This window comes from Sulfuricaulis sp. (assembly GCF_041499725.1).
GTDB lineage: Bacteria > Pseudomonadota > Gammaproteobacteria > Acidiferrobacterales > Sulfurifustaceae > Sulfuricaulis.
This window is the reverse complement of record NZ_JBGQKW010000001.1, coordinates 44682-62286: the sequence shown is the minus strand read 5'-3', so window position 1 is coordinate 62286 and position 17605 is coordinate 44682. Positions and strand designations below refer to the sequence as shown.

The following is a 17605-nucleotide window of genomic DNA, read 5'->3' as shown; positions in this document are numbered from 1 at the left end:
CGGCGTAGCATTAACTGTGCGGTTTGGGCTTGAAGGACAATGCAGGCGTATAAGCCGTATGCTTGATAAAATAATCGATGCTAATCTGAAATAGCTAATATATTGAATGTTGTAGATGCAATAAATATGGGCAGTACCTGGATCGTCATCGTAAACTACCGTACCGCAGAGTTAACCATCGACTCTCTGCGCTCACTTTCCACGCAAGTAGCAGATCTGGGAGGCGGCCGCGTCGTGGTGGTCGACAACGATTCGGGCGACGGTTCAAGGGATAAGCTGTTCTCTGCCATTGAGCGCAATGGTTGGTCGGGCTGGGCGAGCGTGATGCCCCTCGATCGCAATGGTGGTTTCGCCTATGGCAACAACGCCGGGATTCGAACGGCTCTCGCATCCGCAGATCATGTCGATTATGTGATGCTCCTGAATCCAGACACCATCGTGCGGAAGGGGGCGATCAAGGCGCTCGTCGGATTTATGGACGGCCATTCTCGTGCCGGCATTGCCGGCAGTCTGCTGGAGAACGCGGATGGCGGATTTGAATGCTCGGCGCATCGTATTCACTCCCCCTTGAGCGAGCTGGACGCCGGCGCCCGCCTGGGCTTGCTGAGCCGCCTGCTGCACCGATACGTCGTTTGGGCTTCTCCCGGCACCGAGGCACATCAGTGCGACTGGGTTTCCGGTGCGAGTCTGATCATGCGCCGCGAGGTCATTGAACAGATGGGGCCGATGGACGATGGCTATTTCCTTTACTTCGAGGAAGCCGATTTCTGCTGGCGCGCCAAACAGGCCGGCTGGGAGGTCTGGTACGTTCCCCAGTCGCAGGTGATGCACCTTGAGGGTGCCGCCACCGGCATTCGTACTGCGACCAAACGACGCGCCAGTTACTGGTACGATTCACGACGCCGGTTTTTCGTGAAGCACTACGGTGTTGCGGGGCTGGTTCTGGCCGACACACTCTGGGCGGTGGGCCGCGCGACGTATCTGTTGCGATGCCTACTGCATCTGGGCGTCCGTGCACATGACCCGAAGTGGTTCATGTTCGATCTGCTCTGGGGTGATCTGCGGGCGATCCTGACGGGCCGGGTGTGGAGTATTCCACGTGCCGGGCAACAACCATGAGAATCGGTGTAGTCATTATTGGTCGCAATGAGGGGGAGCGTCTGCGAAAGTGCCTGGAATCTGTCAAGAAGAACGCGAATCGGGTGGTCTATGTCGATTCCGGTTCGACAGATGGATCAGTTGCCATGGTGCTGGATAAGGGGTTAGGGATTGTTGAGCTGGATTTAAGTAAGCCTTTTACCGCAGCACGAGCACGAAATGAAGGGTTCAAAAAGTTGCTCGCACTTGCGCCCAGCTTGGCCTATGTCCAGTTTGTGGATGGGGATTGTGAGATAGCAGGCGATTGGCTAGAAACGGCAGCTGCATTTCTGGATGAGCATGATGACGTCGCAATGTTGTGTGGCCGACTCAGGGAACGGTATCCGGAACGATCGATCTATAACATGCTTTGCGATATTGAGTGGGATAGACCGGCAGGGGCGTCAAAGGCCTGTGGTGGAATAGCCATGGTGAGGGCTGGAGCATTCAAGAATGCAAGCGGTTATCGCGCGGATCTGATTGCTGGAGAGGAACCGGAATTGTGTGTCCGCCTGCGTGCAGTTGGATGGAAGGTCTGGCGGCTCGATGCTGAAATGGCGTTACATGATACCGCCATGACACGCTTAGGGCAGTGGTGGAAACGAGCGCTGCGTGGTGGCTATGCCTTTGCCGAGGGGGTGCATCTACACGGTGCGCCGCCGGAGCGGCATTGTGTCCGGGAATCACGGAGCGCCTGGTTCTGGGGTCTAGGCATACCCGTATTAACAGTCGGCCTAGTTATCTGGCTGGGGCCGTTGGGCATGGTGATGCTGCTAATCTATCCGCTGCAGATTGTCCGCCTTGCTTTGCGTGGTACAAGAGGCGTGCGGGAAAACTGGTGGCGTGCACTATTTCTGGTGCTGGGCAAGTTTCCGGAGGCGATGGGGCAAGTGAAGTTCCTTTATAACAGGAGGGTCGGGAAGACGGCACGCCTGATTGAATACAAGTAGAATCAGAGAAACATGGCACAAGCCCTGATATCTCAATAGGGTAGAGGACTGGACTAAACATACGGGAGCAAAGATGAACCAGGCGAGTTTTACCGCCGGCTATTCTGTTTTGATATTCCTAAGAGGGAGAGCGATGACCGCATGTTGTGATTGGCTCCAATATTGGGCTGGTCCCCCGATCGTTCATTCTGTATATAAATGACGTCATTTGATAACTAGCGCCTTTACCCAGATGAAAGATTTTCTGAAGTGACAGGTCTGATGCAATGAAGATATTGGTGACTGGCGCATCCGGATTCATAGGTGGTTATGTCGTGCGGGAAGCAATCGCACGGAGGCATGACGTAATCGCGCTAACCCGATCCAGGCCAGCGAGCGAGACGGATCAAACGTCGTCCTTTGAATGGCTTCAATGCGACCTAGGCGACATGAAGGCATCGAAGCTGGAAAGGTTGGGGATTGACGCTGTGATTCATCTGGCCGCCAGCCTTTCCGGCAGCGCCGATGAACAGTACCGCTCGACCGTCATCGCCACGCGCCATCTGCTCGATGCCATGAAACAGGCTGGAATTTCGCGGCTGGTCGGCATCAGCAGCATCGCCGTGCTGGACTATGCACATATACCGGCCATGGCGGTGATCGACGAGAATGTCAAGATTTCCGATGGCAGCGGAATAGGAACCTACACCAAAATGAAGCTGGAACAGGAGAAGCTCTTTGCCGCGTTCGCCGACGAGCATGGAACCCGCTGCGCCGTTCTGCGTCCCGGACTCGTATACGATAGCGAACAGTTAATCAACGCACGTGCCGGCGTCATCAAGGGTCCATTGTGCCTCGTTGCGTATCATGGCGGAAATGTGCCGACGGTGGAAGTCGCGGGGCTGGCCAGGGCGATCCTCAATGCCTGCGAACGGGATGTTCCCGACGGGGAGATCATCCAGCTTGTCGACGACAATCTTCCGAGCCAGCGGGAATATCTCGCGGGCCTGCGGCGCAGGGGGACGCTGCCATCGTGGAGAATTCCCGTGCCGTGGCGTCTCTTGGCGGCAATGGCGGGCTCGCTGAGGGTGTTGTTTCGGCTCGCCGGAGGGGAGGAGGGCAGGTTGCCCGAGGCGTTCCTGCGACAGGGCTTTGCAGCACGGTTCAAGCCATTCCGGTATTCCAATGAAAAGGCTAAGCGTTTGCTGGGGTGGGTTCCGGCAAGCAGGTTTTCCTGAAATGTCAGATTCTCAACGATCAGATCATAACCGCGCAAATCAGCCCGTGAAGATGGCCATTGTGGGTTGTGGTTATGTCGCGGATTTTTATATGGCGACATTGGGAGACTACCGGAATATAAATATCGTTGGAGTGTATGACAACAATCTGCAACGGCTGGATAAATTTTCACGGTATTACAATATAAAGGCATATAAAGACCTGGACGATTTATTGAGTGATGCCGCGGTGGAGCTGGTGCTTAATCTCACCAACCCTCGTGCACATTACGATCTCACCAGAGCCTGCCTTGAGGCCGATAAGCATGTCTATTCGGAGAAACCGTTGGCTATGGAGTCTGTCAAGGCAGCGGAGTTGGTGGAGCTGGCCAAGGAGAGAAAGCGTTATCTGGCCACCGCACCCTGCAGCATGCTTGGTGAGACTGCCCAAACGATGTGGAAGGCCCTCCGTGAAGATGCAGTCGGTCCCGTTCGACTGGTCTACGCCAGCTTCGATGATGGCATGATACATCGCTTTGACCCGACCCGTTGGAAAAGTGCCTCAGGCGCGCCATGGCCGGCGAAGGATGAATTCGAAATAGGCTGCACCTACGAACACGCCGCCTATGTATTGTCCTGGTTAGCGGCTTTTTTTGGTCCGGCAAGAAGGGTGCAGTCTTATTCTTCAATCCGAATCCGCGACAAAGGCGTTATCGTTGATTCGATGGGGCCTGACTTTACGGTCGGCTGTATCGAATATGACAATGACGTGGTGGCGCGGGTCACCTGCAGCATTGTTGCGCCCTTGGATAAGTCTATTGTCATTATCGGAGAGAGAGGCACGCTTTATACCAAGTATGTCAGAAATGATGCATCACCGGTTTATATAAAAAAAACGCCGCCTAACAGAATGGTTGCCGGTATCGCCAGCCGCGCGAAACACTTGTTGGTGCGGATAGAGGAACTGCTTCATTTACCCTTTTCTATTACCGCATTCAAGTTCGAAAGAAAGTATCCCTATGCGCGCAAGCCCAGCTTCCGCAGTTCAAAGGGCAATAAACCAGTAGATTTTCTGCGTGGGCCCGCCGAGATGGCAGAAGCGATTCGGGAGGGGAGGCCCTGTCGATTATCGCCTGAATTGGGCGTGCATATGACGGAACTGATCGAAACACTACAATATCCGGAAAGATTTGAGAACCCGCGGATAATCAATTCCAGCTTTGACCCTATTCAACCGTTACCCTGGAAGTAAGTGGCTATCACCCTGGAATCAGCCGGTGCTATCGGCAACTAAGGATGTTGGCGGATCGCTCTTGCTATCGACAATCGACTTCTGATCATGACGAACGCCGTGAACCGGTTTGTGATTGCTTATCTCGCGCCCGAAACACTGGCGCCGTGGGCGACCTTCGTATATGAGGAATTTCTGGGGCTCGAACGGCGCGGACTGTCGGTGATTCCCATTTCCGTGCATCGGCCGCACGAGGTGGGCCGTGGGCAGGAAGCATTGGTGGTGCGAACGCTGATCCTTTACGATGGATCGAAGCTGGGTATGTTGATTCAGGGCTTGGCCTGGGCGCCACGGTTTGGTCGTGGCGCAGGGAAAGCGTTGCGCTGGCTTGCAAGCGACATGGTCGAGCAGGGTTTACTGAAATCGCAAAGCTGGAAGCTGGCATTTCAGTTCCTTACCGCGGTCAGGCTCGCCCGGTTACTGAAGCAGCATCACTGTGTCCATCTGCATGTTCATTTTGCCCATGTATCTACGCAGATTGCGATGTATGCGTCGGCGCTGAGCGGTATTCCATTCACCGTCATGGCGCATGCGAACGACATCTTCGAGCGTGGCATGCTTTTGTCGCGCAAGGCGGAGAGGGCGCTGAAGATGCTGACTATCTCTGAATACAACCGCTCTTATTTGGAGAGGATGGGTGTCGCCGCCGACAAGCTTGCGGTCGTGCGCTGTGGTGTCAGCCTTGTCATGCGTCCGACCGCACCGGATTTCGAGCGCCGTGACCGGTATCGCATTGGCACCTTGGGGCGTTTGGTCGAGAAGAAGGGCATGGACGTGTTGATCCGGGCCGTGGCTGAGCTGCGGGACCGCCCATACCGGATCGAACTGAGCATCGCCGGCGACGGACCCTTGCGCAACGAACTGGAAGCCCTGGTGCGAAGCCTGGACCTAACCGATACGGTGCACTTCGAGGGCAGTATCGCTCACAGCCAGGTGACTGACTGGATGAGGAGCCTGGATGCCTTCGTGCTGGCCTGCCGTAAAGACGTCCGCGGGGACATGGACGGTATTCCCGTGGTGCTGATGGAAGCCATGTCGCAATCCGTGCCAGTGATATCGACCCGACTTTCCGGAATTCCCGAGCTCGTCTTGCATGAGGAAACTGGATTGCTGGCCGATCCTGGCTACCACTTGAGCCTGGCGGCGCAGATCGACCGGTTGCTGGAATCAGCTGAGCTGCGTTCCGACCTGGCGGGCCGGGCACTGAATCACGTGCGCCGGGAGTTCAGCCAAGACGTAAATTTGGATCGCCTCTTGAGACACATCGGGATTCCCAGCTTTCTTCCCGCTTCGTCTTCACGGCAACTCCATCGCTGAACTGCCGTCCTTCGTAAATTGCATTGAGTAGACTGGTCGCATTTTATTTTCTCGCTACATGATGCGTTCCTTGGTTTTGGCTTGTTCTCAGGCGTGAATACAGGCATGATATTGATAAAATATAGCGTCCATGTCGGCTCGCCCACGATTTGCCAGACAAAGCACACGAACGGAACAACCCGATGACAAATTTACTTCAGCGCCTGCAGGGCGCTGGTTACAAAACCCGGCTGCAGAACCCCTTCGATGAGTTTTGGGACTGGCGGTTGGGGATCAAGACATCCGGCTACCACCCCGGCAGCGGGCAACAGGGCGACGCGGAGTGGTATTTGCATTATGCGCCAACTCCCTATCGCGAGCTGTTCCGCTTGTTTCGTTTGGTCAATCTTGGCCCCGATGACGTTTTCACCGATCTCGGATCGGGCATGGGGCGCGCTGTCTTCGCGGCTAGCTGGATGGGCGTTCGCCGATCTGTCGGGATCGAGCTGGTGGAATCTTTATCGGCAAAGGCGAACGAGAATCTGGCGCGGACGAACATCAAGGGACGCGATGTCCAGTTTCGTTGCGCCAACGCGCTTCATGTCAATCTGGGCGACGCAACGGTCCTTTTCATGTTCCACCCGTTCGGCGAAACGACCATGGCGCAAGTGCTGGCGCAGCTTCACGAAGCCAGGGAAAAAGGCGACGCGCCACCGCTCAGGATCATTTATCGCAACCCCGTCTGCAACCATGTACTCGAACAGGCTGGCTGGTTGCGCTGCCTCGCCCGCGTCGAGGGGGAGGGGCCGCCCATCTCCACTGCGAGGAGATATCAGGCGACGCTCTGGACTACGGATTGAAGGTGGCCGTCCGTCATGCTTTTGCGGACGGAGTAGCGGCAGGACGCTGGCATAGTCGTCGCTCCAGTCTTTGAAACAATGAACCGGACCTTGCTGAATCGGACAGAAAGATGAACATGCTTCGATTCATCAGCTGGGCTTGGCGCAACTCGCGCTACGTTGCCGCCGGGACCGGCATCCGGCGCTTTATGCAGCGCGTCAATTTCACCAAACTTGCAGTCCTGCACCGCCGTGATGTTGCGCCTTTTATCGAGCCACCCCAAGGCGGCGCACTCGAGGCCGAAATTGCCCTTCGTCCGGAAATCGTTGGTGTGATTGCCTGGCCCTATATCTGCAATAGCTGGGGCGCAGACCGAAGAATTAGCAACGTGATCAAACACTACGAAGTCATTGACGAACTTCGCGGGCGGTTCACTTTTTCGGCACCCAGCTCGTTTGAATTGCTTGACCTCAATGATTTGCTCCCGGGGCTGCACATTATCGTCGACAGACCCCAGTGGTTTATTCGCGAGGGTCAGCTGGCCATCAACCTGTTCAGCTACCAAGACCGGATCTTCTCTCTGGCCTTCAGTCTTGGTGTTGAGGCTGACGAGCGCGTCGCCTACATCGGCGCCATTCAAGGCGTTCAGCGCGATGGCATGCTCGAAAAATACAAGGAGTTCACGAAAATCCTGTTCGGAATGCGTCCGAGAGACTTTCTGATCGAGGTCTTCCGCATGCTGGTCCAATCGCTCGGCGTTGTGCGCATCCTCGCGGTCCGCGACGCCAGCCGGCATCACCGAAGTTCTTTCTTCAACGCAAGCAAGGCCGAATTGCTGTTAGCCAACTATGACGAAGTCTGGATCGAGCGTGGTGGCGTGCCCCACGGAGACGACTTCTTCTGCCTTCGGGTTAACCCGACGCTCAAGAATATCGACGACGTGCCGTCCAAGAAACGTACGATGTATCGGCGGCGATATGAGATGCTCGCGACGCTGTCCTCCCGGTTGCGGGCCGGCATCACTGGCACGCACAATGGATCTGCGCGGGCGGCAACGCCAAACGGAACATTCCCTTCGGTGCCCCCCTCGGACCGGGCGTCGGCGGACAACTCCGAAACCCGTCCAGTCTCCGATAAATGAGGGCGTCTCAAGTCTGCTCCTACTTAAGTCCCGCTTCGTTATTGCACTGAAGCCCAGAATGAAAATCACCCAAGCTCCGACCGTTTTCGCCTTCAATGTATGCAGCAACGGTGACTGGTACCGCCGCGTCGCGGAAGGGCCAGGCCACCGTTTTGGACATGATGGCGCCAAAGGAATTCGGCGGTTAGCGCGAGTTACCAGAGCAGAGCGCTGAAGCCTCGCGAACGCCCATTCCGACCGAACAAAAAATCAGGACACGATGTGATGACGAGCAAACGGTACGTACTGATTTCACCATGCCGCAACGAAGCGGACTACATGCGGCAGACGCTCGACAGCGTGGTTGCCCAATCGGTTCGGCCGACCCGTTGGATCATCGTCAACGACGGTTCGACGGACGATACGGGCAAGATCCTCGCGGAATACACGGCGAAGCATGATTGGATCGAGATCGTCGAACGCAAGGATCGTGGTCATCGCGCGGTGGGGCCGGGCGTCATCGACGCGTTTTACGCGGGTTACGCTGCCATCGATCCGGACGACTGCGAATACCTGTGCAAGCTCGACCTCGACCTGCGGCTGCCGCCGTGCTACTTCGAGATCCTGATCGAACGCATGGTGGCGAACCCGCTCATCGCCACCTGTAGCGGCAAGGCCTACATCGAAGAACACGGCAAACTGGTGTACGAACGCCACGGCGACGAAACGTCGCTTGGCATGACGAAGTTCTACCGCGTCTCGTGCTTCAAGGAGATCGGCGGCTTCGTGCGCGAGGTAATGTGGGACGGAATCGACTGTCATCAGTGCCGCATGAAGGGCTGGATCGCATGCAGCTGGAACGAGCCGGAGCTTCGATTCGTTCACCTGCGCCCGATGGGCTCGAGCCAGCAAGGTATCTATGCCGGTCGCGTGCGGCACGGCTACGGCCAGTACTTCATGGGTACGGGCTTCTGGTACATGCTGGCCAGCGCGGTGTCGAGAATCAACCAGAAGCCTTATCTGTTCGGCAGTGCGGCGATGCTCTGGGGCTGGATCAAGAGTGCGCTGCAACGCAAGCCGCGTTACCATGACAAGGAGTTCATCGCGTTCCTGCGGCGCTATCAGAGGCGCGCGTTGCTCGTAGGCAAGAGGCGCGCGCTCGAAGAGCTGAGCAGTCCGAAAGGCAGAATGTGATTGCATTGACCATGGTATCTGACGAGAGGGCGCATCTGCGTTTCGTGGGAAATCACAGCGATCCTCCCGCAAGATACAATCAACTATGGCCGTCATCATGCTAACTGATGGGGTCGACAACGCTGGACTCATCGCCCATCGAAAAGGCGTGTCAAAAAAACGGTCATGAACTTACGCATCGCCTATTTCGTCAATCAATATCCAAAAGTGAGCCACAGCTTCATCCGTCGGGAAATCCTTGCCCTCGAACGGCAGGGCATCGAAGTGCAGCGCATCGCCCTGCGCGGCTGGGACGCCAAACTGGTGGACGTGGAAGACCGCGCTGAGCAGGCTCGGACACGGTATGTATTGCAGCAAGGAGCGCCGGTTCTGATGCTATCCATGCTGCGCGCCTGTGCGACCGCGCCGGGCCGATTCTTTTCGGCCCTGGGCCTGGCCCTGAAGATGGGATGGCGAGCGGATCGCCCTCTGCCCTACCACCTGATCTATCTGCTCGAGGCCTGCCGCATACTGTTCTGGCTGAAGGCCTATGGGGCCAGCCATGTTCATGTCCATTTCGGAACCAATGCGGCTGAAGTAGCTATGCTGGCCCATGCCCTGGGCGGACCAACCTACAGTTTCACCGTGCATGGGCCGGAAGAATTCGACAGGCCGCTTTCCCTGGGGCTGGGAGAGAAGATTCGCAGATCGGCATTTGTTGTGGCGGTCAGTTCGTTTGGGCGCAGTCAGCTCTATCGCTGGATCGATCATTCCCATTGGCCCAAGATTAAAGTAGTCCGCTGCGGTCTGGAAACCGCGTTTCACTCCGTTCCGCCGATGCCGTTGCCGCTGACGCCGCGCCTCGTCTGCGTCGGCCGCCTGTGCGAGCAGAAGGGACAGCTACTCCTGGTGGAGGCGGCGCATCGCCTAGCGCAGAAAGGGATCGGCTTCGAGCTGGTGCTCGCCGGCGATGGCGAAATGCGGGCTGAAGTGGAAAGCCTGATCCGGCGGTATGCGCTGGAGAATCGAGTGCGAATTACGGGTTGGATCAGCAGCGATCAAGTGCGGGAGGAAATTCTCGCGGCGAGGGGGCTGGTGCTGCCCAGTTTCGCCGAGGGGTTGCCGGTGGTGATTATGGAAACCATGGCCCTGCGCCGGCCGGTGCTGACCACGTATGTGGCCGGTATCCCGGAGCTGGTGCGCCCTGGAGAGACGGGATGGCTCTTTCCGGCAGGCTCGGTAAATGAATTGGCAGTGACAATGGAAACGTTCCTGGCTACGTCCGTCGATGTCCTGGAGCGCATGGCAGAGACAGGCTACCGGCTTGTGTTGGAGCGACATTCCATTGACACCGAAGCGGCGAAGCTTGCGGCGCTCTTCCGGGAAGCATGTATCGATGGAGCGTCACCTGCATGACGGCGCTGTCGGCCATTCTGGGAACGCTTGCGGTGTTGATTCTGGTGCCGGTAACGGTGCTGTTGGTTCAAGTGCTCATGGCCCTGCCCGCCTACCGGCCCAGGCCTTTGCCGCAGAGCAGGCGTTTCCCGGTAGGTATCCTGATTCCGGCCCACGACGAGGCGGCCGTGATTGCCCAACCCTCGGCTCCATTTTCCCTCAGCTCAGAGACCGGCTGCTCATGCCGATGTGTTTTTTCGGTTACCCTGAGGAAGATGGCCGAGAGGGCCTGTCAAAAACTCAATACCGAGGGAGGCTCGGCTCTGGCATTCCATGAAGAACCGCGTTAAGATTTTAAACATCGAAGTAGATAATATCTCAGTGAATGAATTGCTGCGATCGTTTACTCGCGGGTTACTCGTCACGCCGAACGTCGACCACTTGGTTCAATTGCAGAAAAATCGTGATTTTTTTGATGTCTATCGACAGGCCGATTTTGTGACGGTAGACAGCCAGATCGTGTATTGGGCAACCAAATTCCTTGGCCACCCTGTCAAGGAAAAGGTATCCGGCTCCGATTTCTTCACCGCGTATTACAATTTCCACAAGAATAATCCAAGCATTCGCATCTTCCTGCTGGGGGGAAGGGCTGGAGTAGCACAGCGGGCCGCCCGCAATGTCAACGCAAAGGTTGGCCGTGAAATCGTGACAGGCGCCCATTCCCCTACCATGAGCTTCGCCACAAACGCGGTGGAGTGCGAAGCGGCCATCGGCATGATCAACAATTCCGGCGCTAACGTGCTGGTCGTAGGGTTGGGCGCTCCGAAGCAGGAGATCTGGATCTCAAAATACCGTGCGCGCATGCCGGGCATCCACACCTTCATGGCGCTGGGCGCCACGCTTGATTTTGAGGCGGGGACAGTAAGCCGTGCGCCTCGCTGGATGAGCCGCTGTGGACTGGAATGGCTTTATCGCCTGGCCAAGGAACCGGGCAGAATGTGGCAGCGTTACCTGGTTCGCGATTTGCCGTTCTTTTATCTGCTGATCAAGCAGCGGCTGGGCTTGTATAAGCCGCCTTTTTCCAACAACCAACAACCGATGTAATCACGCGTTTAGTCGCAGATTGATTTAGGGGGTCGCCGAATCCGGGCGGCCCGAATTTGTTTTGGGGGCTCCGTTGAATTTCAAGTGGGTGGATAGCTTGCATGCGGGTTGAGTCTCGAGAAGTCGAGTTTGCCGGCGAGCAGGAAAATCACGGCGCGAATCTTGGCGAGCCGGCCTTAACCGCGCGTTTTGCGCACATACCACGATGTGGCAATACCCAGGGCAGTCTCAGATATCTTTTCAAACATGGTGGTCAGACCGGCTCCCAGCAGCTACGCTGCTCTACGGTTACCCGCTCAATTTTCAACAGAGGCTTTTAGATATTGCCGATGTATGTGTAATGGCCGCCGTGCATTTGACGGATTCCCAAACATGATTCATGGGAGAGTTTCTTGAGTTTTCTGTTTGCGCTATTAACGGCGCTGGTTATCAGCATGGCGGTCATCCCCGTGATGATCCGACTGGCGCCACGAATCGGAATGGTGGACCAGCCTGATCCGCGCAAGGTTCACGCGGTGCCCATCGCGCGCACCGGCGGAATAGGTATCGTGCTCGGGGCGCTGGTTCCGATCGCGCTTTGGTTGCCCATGAACGATCTGCTGTATGCCTATTTGTTCGGTTCGTTGGTGCTGCTGGCATTCGGTGTTTGGGACGATGCTTGCGAGCTGGGGCACTATGTCAAATTTGTCGGTCAGTTCCTCGCCGTAATCGTCGTTGTCTACTACGGCGATCTTTATGTTACGCACCTGCCCCTTTTAGATGCCGAGCTTACCGCAACTATCGGCAAGCCTTTCACGGTGTTTGCCATGGTTGGTGTGATCAATGCGCTGAACCATTCTGACGGGCTGGATGGCTTGGCGGGCGGGATGTCGTTGCTGTGCTTGAGCGCCATTGCTTACTTGGCATACTTGGTTGATGAGGGCGCGGCACGAAATATAGCCATACTCATCGCTCTGGCGACGATAGGGGGCATTTTAGGTTTCCTGCGATATAACACGCACCCGGCAAGAGTTTTCATGGGGGACGGAGGCAGTCAATTTCTAGGCTTTACTTCGGGTTTTCTGACCGTGTACTTGATGGAGAAGATCAATCCCGCGCTTAGTCCCGCGCTCCCCGCCCTGATCCTCGGGCTGCCGATTATCGATATTCTGGCCGTGTTTGTACAACGCGTTTATCACGGCATGAACTGGTTTCGTGCATCGAGAAATCATATCCATCACCGATTGCTGCAACTGGGTTTCGATCACTACGAGGCGGTGGTCATTATATATTCGGTCCAGATCGTGCTTGTCGCTTGCGCGATAATGTTCCCCTATGAGCCAGACCTGCTGATACTGGCTGTTTATGCAGTCGCTAGTGTCGCCGTATTTGGGTTTTTGATAGCCGCAGAACGCGGGCGGTGGCGAGCACACAATTCGAAATTTGACTCCAGATTAACAACGGTCATCCAGGCAGTAAAAAATAACAAACTATTTGAGACATTGCCGATCGGTCTTGTGACCGTGTCGATACCGTTGCTGTTTGTCATTGTCAGCATCTTGGCTAACGATGTCCCGCGTGACATCGGCACTGTATCAGCCGTGCTTGCCCTGATATTCCTGGTATATACGTTTTTACGCGGAAGGAATGATTCCATAGTCATGCAAGCGGTTAGTTACGTAACAGCGGCATTTGTCGTTTATCTGGAAACAAAATATGTCGGCAGTTGGGCTTCATTGCTGAATACCATGGAACCGTTCTATTTTTCAGTTTTGGCCGTGACCATTGGTATTATTGTGCGTTATAGCCGCAAGACTGAATTCAAAACCACGCCCCTGGATTATCTCGTCATATTTATGGTTCTCTTTGCAGGATTCCTATTGCATAATTTACCGGACAATGCTTATTTAGGCCCCATGGTAATCAAGCTGGTCATCCTTTTTTATGGCTGTGAGCTTATCTTTACGTATGCACGAAATAAACAACAAGTGTTTAATTTTCCTGTCCTGTTATCGCTGTGCATCATTGCGTTCAAGGGTTTGATTTACTAAAGATGCAGATGAGAGGCAGGAGACTTTATTCCGAACTCTGCACCCGCGGATGATCCGGCATCTCATTCCTGTTTTGGACTAGAGTGCGCCCCTCACTTAAAATTCATTTTTACGATTCATGAAAAATAGCAATAATGTTGTTTGGCATCATGCCACGGTAACCAGGTCGCGCCGGGAGCAGTTAAATCGACACAAAGGCGCGATCCTGTGGTTCACGGGCTTATCGGGAGCCGGGAAATCTACCATCGCACATGCCGTTGAAGAACAGCTCCATCGATTAGGTTGCCATACCTTTGTGCTGGATGGAGATAATGTTAGGCATGGACTCTGCGGGGATCTTGGATTTTCTCCAAAGGACAGAACTGAAAATATCCGCCGCATCGGCGAAATGGTCAAGCTTTTCGTGGAGACGGGAATTATCGTATTGACTGCCTTCATCTCTCCTGTCCGCATAGACCGTGAGCGGGTACGTTCCCTGGTAGGTGTAGATGATTTTATTGAAATCTACTGCCGCTGCCCCTTGGGGGTGTGCGAAGACAGGGATGTTAAAGGACTTTACCAACAAGCCAAGTCAGGGAAAATCAAGGAATTCACGGGCATTTCTTCTCCTTATGAAGCACCTGAAAAGCCTGAATTGGTTCTGGACACAAATGTTTGTTCTTTGGATGAATGTGCCGGCAAGGTTATGGTATTGCTGTCACAACGAGGAATAATCGGCAAATGATTTCCAGCGTGCGCCGACCCCTGGTATGTGCAGCGGGACTTACAGTCGCCTCGCGTCTTCGTTCACGACGCGAGATCCTGCCTCCGGTCTTCGCCGCCGGCAGGCCTCGGTCGTGTGGCGCGACGGGAAAAACCAAGGCGTCTCGCCACAGCAGTTTACGCCGCACGAGGCGTGGCTACCTTGGGTTCATCGCCGTGGTGCTGCGCACCTTTCAGTGGCTCAGCGGATGATCAGTTGTCTCAATCTGGAGGTAAAGACTATATAATGGCGCCCCATTGCAGGGGAGAGTAATGCGTAATTGGCGCCGTAGTAAAGTAATATCATCCGCAACATGATTGATTTTGACTGAGGAAGAGTAATGAAATCGTTGAAGATAATCGTACTGATAACTGTGTTGTGTCTAGCGGCACTGATTGCGGCAGGGTGCGGTGGGGCAGAACAGCGCAAGGCCAAATATCTGGCCAAAGGCAAGGACTACCTGGAGCAGCAGAATTATGACAAGGCCATGGTGGAACTCAAAAATGTTCTGCAGATAGATCCCAAATATGCGGAGGCTTACTATCTGATCGGCCAGATAGAAGAGAAAAAGCAAAATTGGGAACGCGCTTTCGGAAATTATTCCAAAGCGGTAGAGCTTAATCCTGACCATATCGCCGCGCGCGGAAAGCTTGCGCGCCTGTATCTCCTCTCGGGAGACGCTGATAAAGCGACAGAAATGGTGGACAAAATTCTGGCCAAGGAGCCCGATAATATCGTGGGCAAGATCCTTAAGGTGGCCATCGTAGCCAGAAAAGGAGATGTCAAGGGCGCGCTGCAGAAAGCTGAAGAGCTGATGGCGGCGAACCCATCTTCGTCGGATGTCGCCGACCTCCTGGCCTCGCTTTATATTAGCCACGGAAACCTGGATAAGGCCGCGGAAGTTCTAAAAAAAGGGATAGCGGCAAATCCGAAAAATCTTCAATTCCATGTATCCCTGGCCCGGATCTATATCGAAAAGAAAGAGAACGAAAAAGCCGAGCAACTTATGGAGGAAATTATCCGTATTGAGCCTGAGAAATTGCAACACCGAGTAATGCTTGCCTCCCTCTATTCACAGTTTAATCAGGCTGATAAAGCCGAGAAAACCTTGCGCGATGCTATTCAGGCAGATCCCAAGGATACAGATCGTTATCTGCTCCTTGCGGATTTCCTGGCGGCCAGGAAAGGGCTCACTCAGGCTGAAACTGAAATGCTGGCGGCTATCAAGGCCAACCCCAAGCTTTATAAACTTCGTTTTGGCCTGGCTAAGCTCTATGAACAGACCGGATCAAAAGACAAGATGACGGGTGTTTATAAAGATGTCATCGATATGGATGGCACAGGGCCGGACGGTTTGGCGGCCAGGGACAAATTGGCCGATATGCTGCTCAAACAAGGACAACAGGCTGAGCCAGAGAAACTTGTCAATGAGGTGCTGAAAGAGAATCCGCGTGATAATGATGCGCTCATTATCCAGGGAAAGCTGGCGATGCTGAAGGGAAAATCACAGGATGCTATAGCCAGTTTCAGAACGGTCCTGCACGACCAGCCGGCTTCGGTGGATGTTCTGGCTCTCCTCGCCGACGCTCACATGATGAACAAGGAAATCGAGCTTGCCAAGGAAAGCCTGTCTAAAGCCGTTGAGTTAAACCCGCAAAATGCCAAGGCGAGACTCCCGTTAGCTCAATATCTCGCGAGGAGCGGAGACTATGATGGTGCTCTTAAACAGATAAATGAAGCCATCAAGATAGCGCCAAAGGATATTGACGTCCTCTTGGCAAAGGCAGAACTTTTATCTGCCAAGCGGGATACAAAAGGATTGCAGGCGGTATTGACAAATATAAAAGACGCTCATCCGAATAATCCCATCGGGTATTTACAGACGGGACAGTTCTATATGACGCAGAAGAAATATGACAATGCCATCCGCGAATTCGAGCAGGCGTTGAAAATATCGACGGATACTTTTCAGCCCCTCTCGTCGATAATAAGCGCCAATCTCGCGCAGAAGAAACCCGAGCGGGCCATCGAGCGACTTGCGGGGATTCTGAAGGAGACGCCAAATCATCCTTTCGCGCATGAGCTACTCGCAGAAGTTTACATCATTAAAAAACAATATCCTGACGCGGAAAAGGAGTTGCGCGAAGCGATCAAGTCCAATCCGAAATGGAATACACCCTACAGGAACCTGGCGAATCTTTATCTTGTGCGCGGTAATTTCCCCGCCGCGGAAGAAGTATATCAACAAGGATTGCAGGCTATTCCTGACGACGGCCAATTGCTTTTTCACCTTGCCGAGACGTACGAAAGAACCCATGATTTCATCAAGGCCATTGCGACGTATGATCGCATATTGCAGAAAAATCCAAGTTTTGAAATTGCGGCCAATAATCTTGCGTCATTGCTCACTGATCAAAAGGGAGATGCTGACAGCCTCAACCGTGCCAAGGTCCTGGCTCAGCGTTTCGAATCATCGCCGCAGCCGGCTTTCCGCGATACGCTGGGTTGGGTGTATTACAAGTCCGGTGAGACGGATAAAGCGGTCGCGCTTCTCGAAGATGTCGTGAAACAAGCGCCGGCTATTTCTATTTTCCAATACCACTTGGGCATGGCTTATAACAAGAAGGGCAACGTGACTGCTGCCAAGACCCATTTGGCCAAGGCCTTGGAAAGTAAGATCAACTTCGCGGGTGCTGACGAGGCGCGTGCGGTATTGCAACAGTTGCCTTGAAAAGTAGCTCCGCGGAAAGGCCGTAAACAGTTGAGTCGGGTGTTTTCACGTTCCTTCCCCCTCGAATGTGAGGTGAGGCTGAAAGACGGTAAGGACCAGTGACCCCCCCCAACGGCGCGTGCGTTTTTCTCACGCCCCTGGCTGGGAAACAGTAGGGGACACACGACATCAATGAGACTTGTGCCTTTACACCCACATCCTAACTCTCCCTCTTCAAAGGGGAGGTAACGTACATCAGAAGGTGCTAATGGATTTTTGCTTGAAAATGCAGGGAGTTACGTAGCAATCTTGTACTTTGCCCTTTAGTTTGCATTTTCCTGTATCATTAAATTTAAGGCGGTTTAGGAAATGAGTTGTTTGCAGCCCACGATATTCATACAGGCAATTTGCTTAATCCGGACATGCTCGGGTCCGGCGGTAGTAGAGGAAGGCAGGAGGCCCCTCCGAGTGCGGTTTATGCGGTACCCCATGTTCTGTTCTGCTTCGCTGGCTCGAGTTGAATGGCGTTGGAGACCTGTTGGCAGCCTATATGCGGTGTATTCAGATAGTCTGACCATGCGGACTGTTGGCATTGCGAAATGATGCGTCAAACGAGCGTGA

General features: G+C 54.4%; 14 protein-coding genes. All 14 read left to right on the top strand.

The window, feature by feature from the left end; all coding sequences use genetic code 11:
* Positions 1 to 126: 126 nt before the first annotated feature.
* The 14 genes from ACC569_RS00270 (at position 127) to ACC569_RS00205 (ending at position 17005) form a co-directional block, all read left to right on the top strand.
* Entirely contained in the window at positions 127 to 1119 is a 993-nt protein-coding gene (locus ACC569_RS00270) for a glycosyltransferase family 2 protein (protein ID WP_372521474.1), read from the top strand.
* A complete protein-coding gene (locus ACC569_RS00265; protein WP_372521473.1) occupies positions 1116 to 2087 on the top strand; it encodes a glycosyltransferase family 2 protein in 972 nt (323 codons plus the stop codon). Before ACC569_RS00270 ends, ACC569_RS00265 begins: the two co-directional genes overlap by 4 nt.
* A gap of 266 nt (positions 2088 to 2353) precedes the next feature.
* Positions 2354 to 3304, top strand: a complete 951-nt coding sequence (locus tag ACC569_RS00260) for an NAD-dependent epimerase/dehydratase family protein (RefSeq protein ID WP_372521472.1) — start codon at positions 2354 to 2356, stop codon at positions 3302 to 3304.
* 52 nt (positions 3305 to 3356) lie between these two features.
* A complete protein-coding gene (locus ACC569_RS00255; RefSeq protein ID WP_372521523.1) occupies positions 3357 to 4535 on the top strand; it encodes a Gfo/Idh/MocA family protein in 1179 nt (392 codons plus the stop codon).
* An 87-nt stretch (positions 4536 to 4622) separates the two neighbouring features.
* Positions 4623 to 5891, top strand: a complete 1269-nt coding sequence (locus ACC569_RS00250; protein ID WP_372521471.1) for a glycosyltransferase family 4 protein — start codon at positions 4623 to 4625, stop codon at positions 5889 to 5891.
* A gap of 182 nt (positions 5892 to 6073) precedes the next feature.
* Entirely contained in the window at positions 6074 to 6730 is a 657-nt protein-coding gene (locus tag ACC569_RS00245; protein WP_372521470.1) for a hypothetical protein, read from the top strand.
* Positions 6731 to 6840: 110 nt separating this feature from the next.
* The gene (locus tag ACC569_RS00240) at positions 6841 to 7851 is read left to right on the top strand and encodes a VirK/YbjX family protein (protein ID WP_372521469.1); all 1011 of its coding nucleotides are present in this window, start codon (positions 6841 to 6843) and stop codon (positions 7849 to 7851) included.
* A 264-nt stretch (positions 7852 to 8115) separates the two neighbouring features.
* The gene (locus ACC569_RS00235; RefSeq protein ID WP_372521468.1) at positions 8116 to 9024 is read left to right on the top strand and encodes a glycosyltransferase family 2 protein; all 909 of its coding nucleotides are present in this window, start codon (positions 8116 to 8118) and stop codon (positions 9022 to 9024) included.
* Between the two features lie 165 nt (positions 9025 to 9189).
* Complete coding sequence (locus tag ACC569_RS00230; protein WP_372521467.1) at positions 9190 to 10419, top strand: glycosyltransferase; 1230 nt, start codon at positions 9190 to 9192, stop codon at positions 10417 to 10419.
* Complete coding sequence (locus ACC569_RS00225) at positions 10416 to 10748, top strand: hypothetical protein (RefSeq protein ID WP_372521466.1); 333 nt, start codon at positions 10416 to 10418, stop codon at positions 10746 to 10748. The genes ACC569_RS00230 and ACC569_RS00225 overlap by 4 nt, the downstream gene beginning before the upstream one ends.
* Positions 10732 to 11502: a WecB/TagA/CpsF family glycosyltransferase gene (locus ACC569_RS00220; RefSeq protein ID WP_372521465.1), complete on the top strand. Its 771-nt coding sequence runs from the start codon at positions 10732 to 10734 to the stop codon at positions 11500 to 11502. Before ACC569_RS00225 ends, ACC569_RS00220 begins: the two co-directional genes overlap by 17 nt.
* 392 nt (positions 11503 to 11894) lie before the next feature.
* A complete protein-coding gene (locus tag ACC569_RS00215) occupies positions 11895 to 13532 on the top strand; it encodes a glycosyltransferase family 4 protein (protein WP_372521464.1) in 1638 nt (545 codons plus the stop codon).
* Between the two features lie 118 nt (positions 13533 to 13650).
* Positions 13651 to 14256: an adenylyl-sulfate kinase gene (cysC, locus tag ACC569_RS00210; protein ID WP_372521463.1), complete on the top strand. Its 606-nt coding sequence runs from the start codon at positions 13651 to 13653 to the stop codon at positions 14254 to 14256.
* Between the two features lie 358 nt (positions 14257 to 14614).
* Positions 14615 to 17005 carry a tetratricopeptide repeat protein gene (locus tag ACC569_RS00205; protein WP_372521462.1) on the top strand — a complete coding sequence of 797 codons (2391 nt, stop codon included), beginning with the start codon at positions 14615 to 14617 and terminating at the stop codon, positions 17003 to 17005.
* Positions 17006 to 17605 lie beyond the last annotated feature (600 nt).

Bases quoted from the DNA above. Each gene is read 5' to 3' on its own strand.
- ACC569_RS00240 (WP_372521469.1), top strand. From the start codon at position 6,841: ATGAACATGCTTCGATTCATCAGCTGGGCTTGGCGCAACTCGCGCTAC.
- ACC569_RS00230 (WP_372521467.1), top strand. From the start codon at position 9,190: ATGAACTTACGCATCGCCTATTTCGTCAATCAATATCCAAAAGTGAGC.
- ACC569_RS00245 (WP_372521470.1), top strand. From the start codon at position 6,074: ATGACAAATTTACTTCAGCGCCTGCAGGGCGCTGGTTACAAAACCCGG.
- ACC569_RS00235 (WP_372521468.1), top strand. From the start codon at position 8,116: ATGACGAGCAAACGGTACGTACTGATTTCACCATGCCGCAACGAAGCG.
- ACC569_RS00220 (WP_372521465.1), top strand. From the start codon at position 10,732: ATGAAGAACCGCGTTAAGATTTTAAACATCGAAGTAGATAATATCTCA.
- cysC (WP_372521463.1), top strand. From the start codon at position 13,651: ATGAAAAATAGCAATAATGTTGTTTGGCATCATGCCACGGTAACCAGG.
- ACC569_RS00255 (WP_372521523.1), top strand. From the start codon at position 3,357: ATGGCCATTGTGGGTTGTGGTTATGTCGCGGATTTTTATATGGCGACA.
- ACC569_RS00250 (WP_372521471.1), top strand. From the start codon at position 4,623: ATGACGAACGCCGTGAACCGGTTTGTGATTGCTTATCTCGCGCCCGAA.
- ACC569_RS00225 (WP_372521466.1), top strand. From the start codon at position 10,416: ATGACGGCGCTGTCGGCCATTCTGGGAACGCTTGCGGTGTTGATTCTG.
- ACC569_RS00260 (WP_372521472.1), top strand. From the start codon at position 2,354: ATGAAGATATTGGTGACTGGCGCATCCGGATTCATAGGTGGTTATGTC.
- ACC569_RS00265 (WP_372521473.1), top strand. From the start codon at position 1,116: ATGAGAATCGGTGTAGTCATTATTGGTCGCAATGAGGGGGAGCGTCTG.
- ACC569_RS00270 (WP_372521474.1), top strand. From the start codon at position 127: ATGGGCAGTACCTGGATCGTCATCGTAAACTACCGTACCGCAGAGTTA.
- ACC569_RS00205 (WP_372521462.1), top strand. From the start codon at position 14,615: ATGAAATCGTTGAAGATAATCGTACTGATAACTGTGTTGTGTCTAGCG.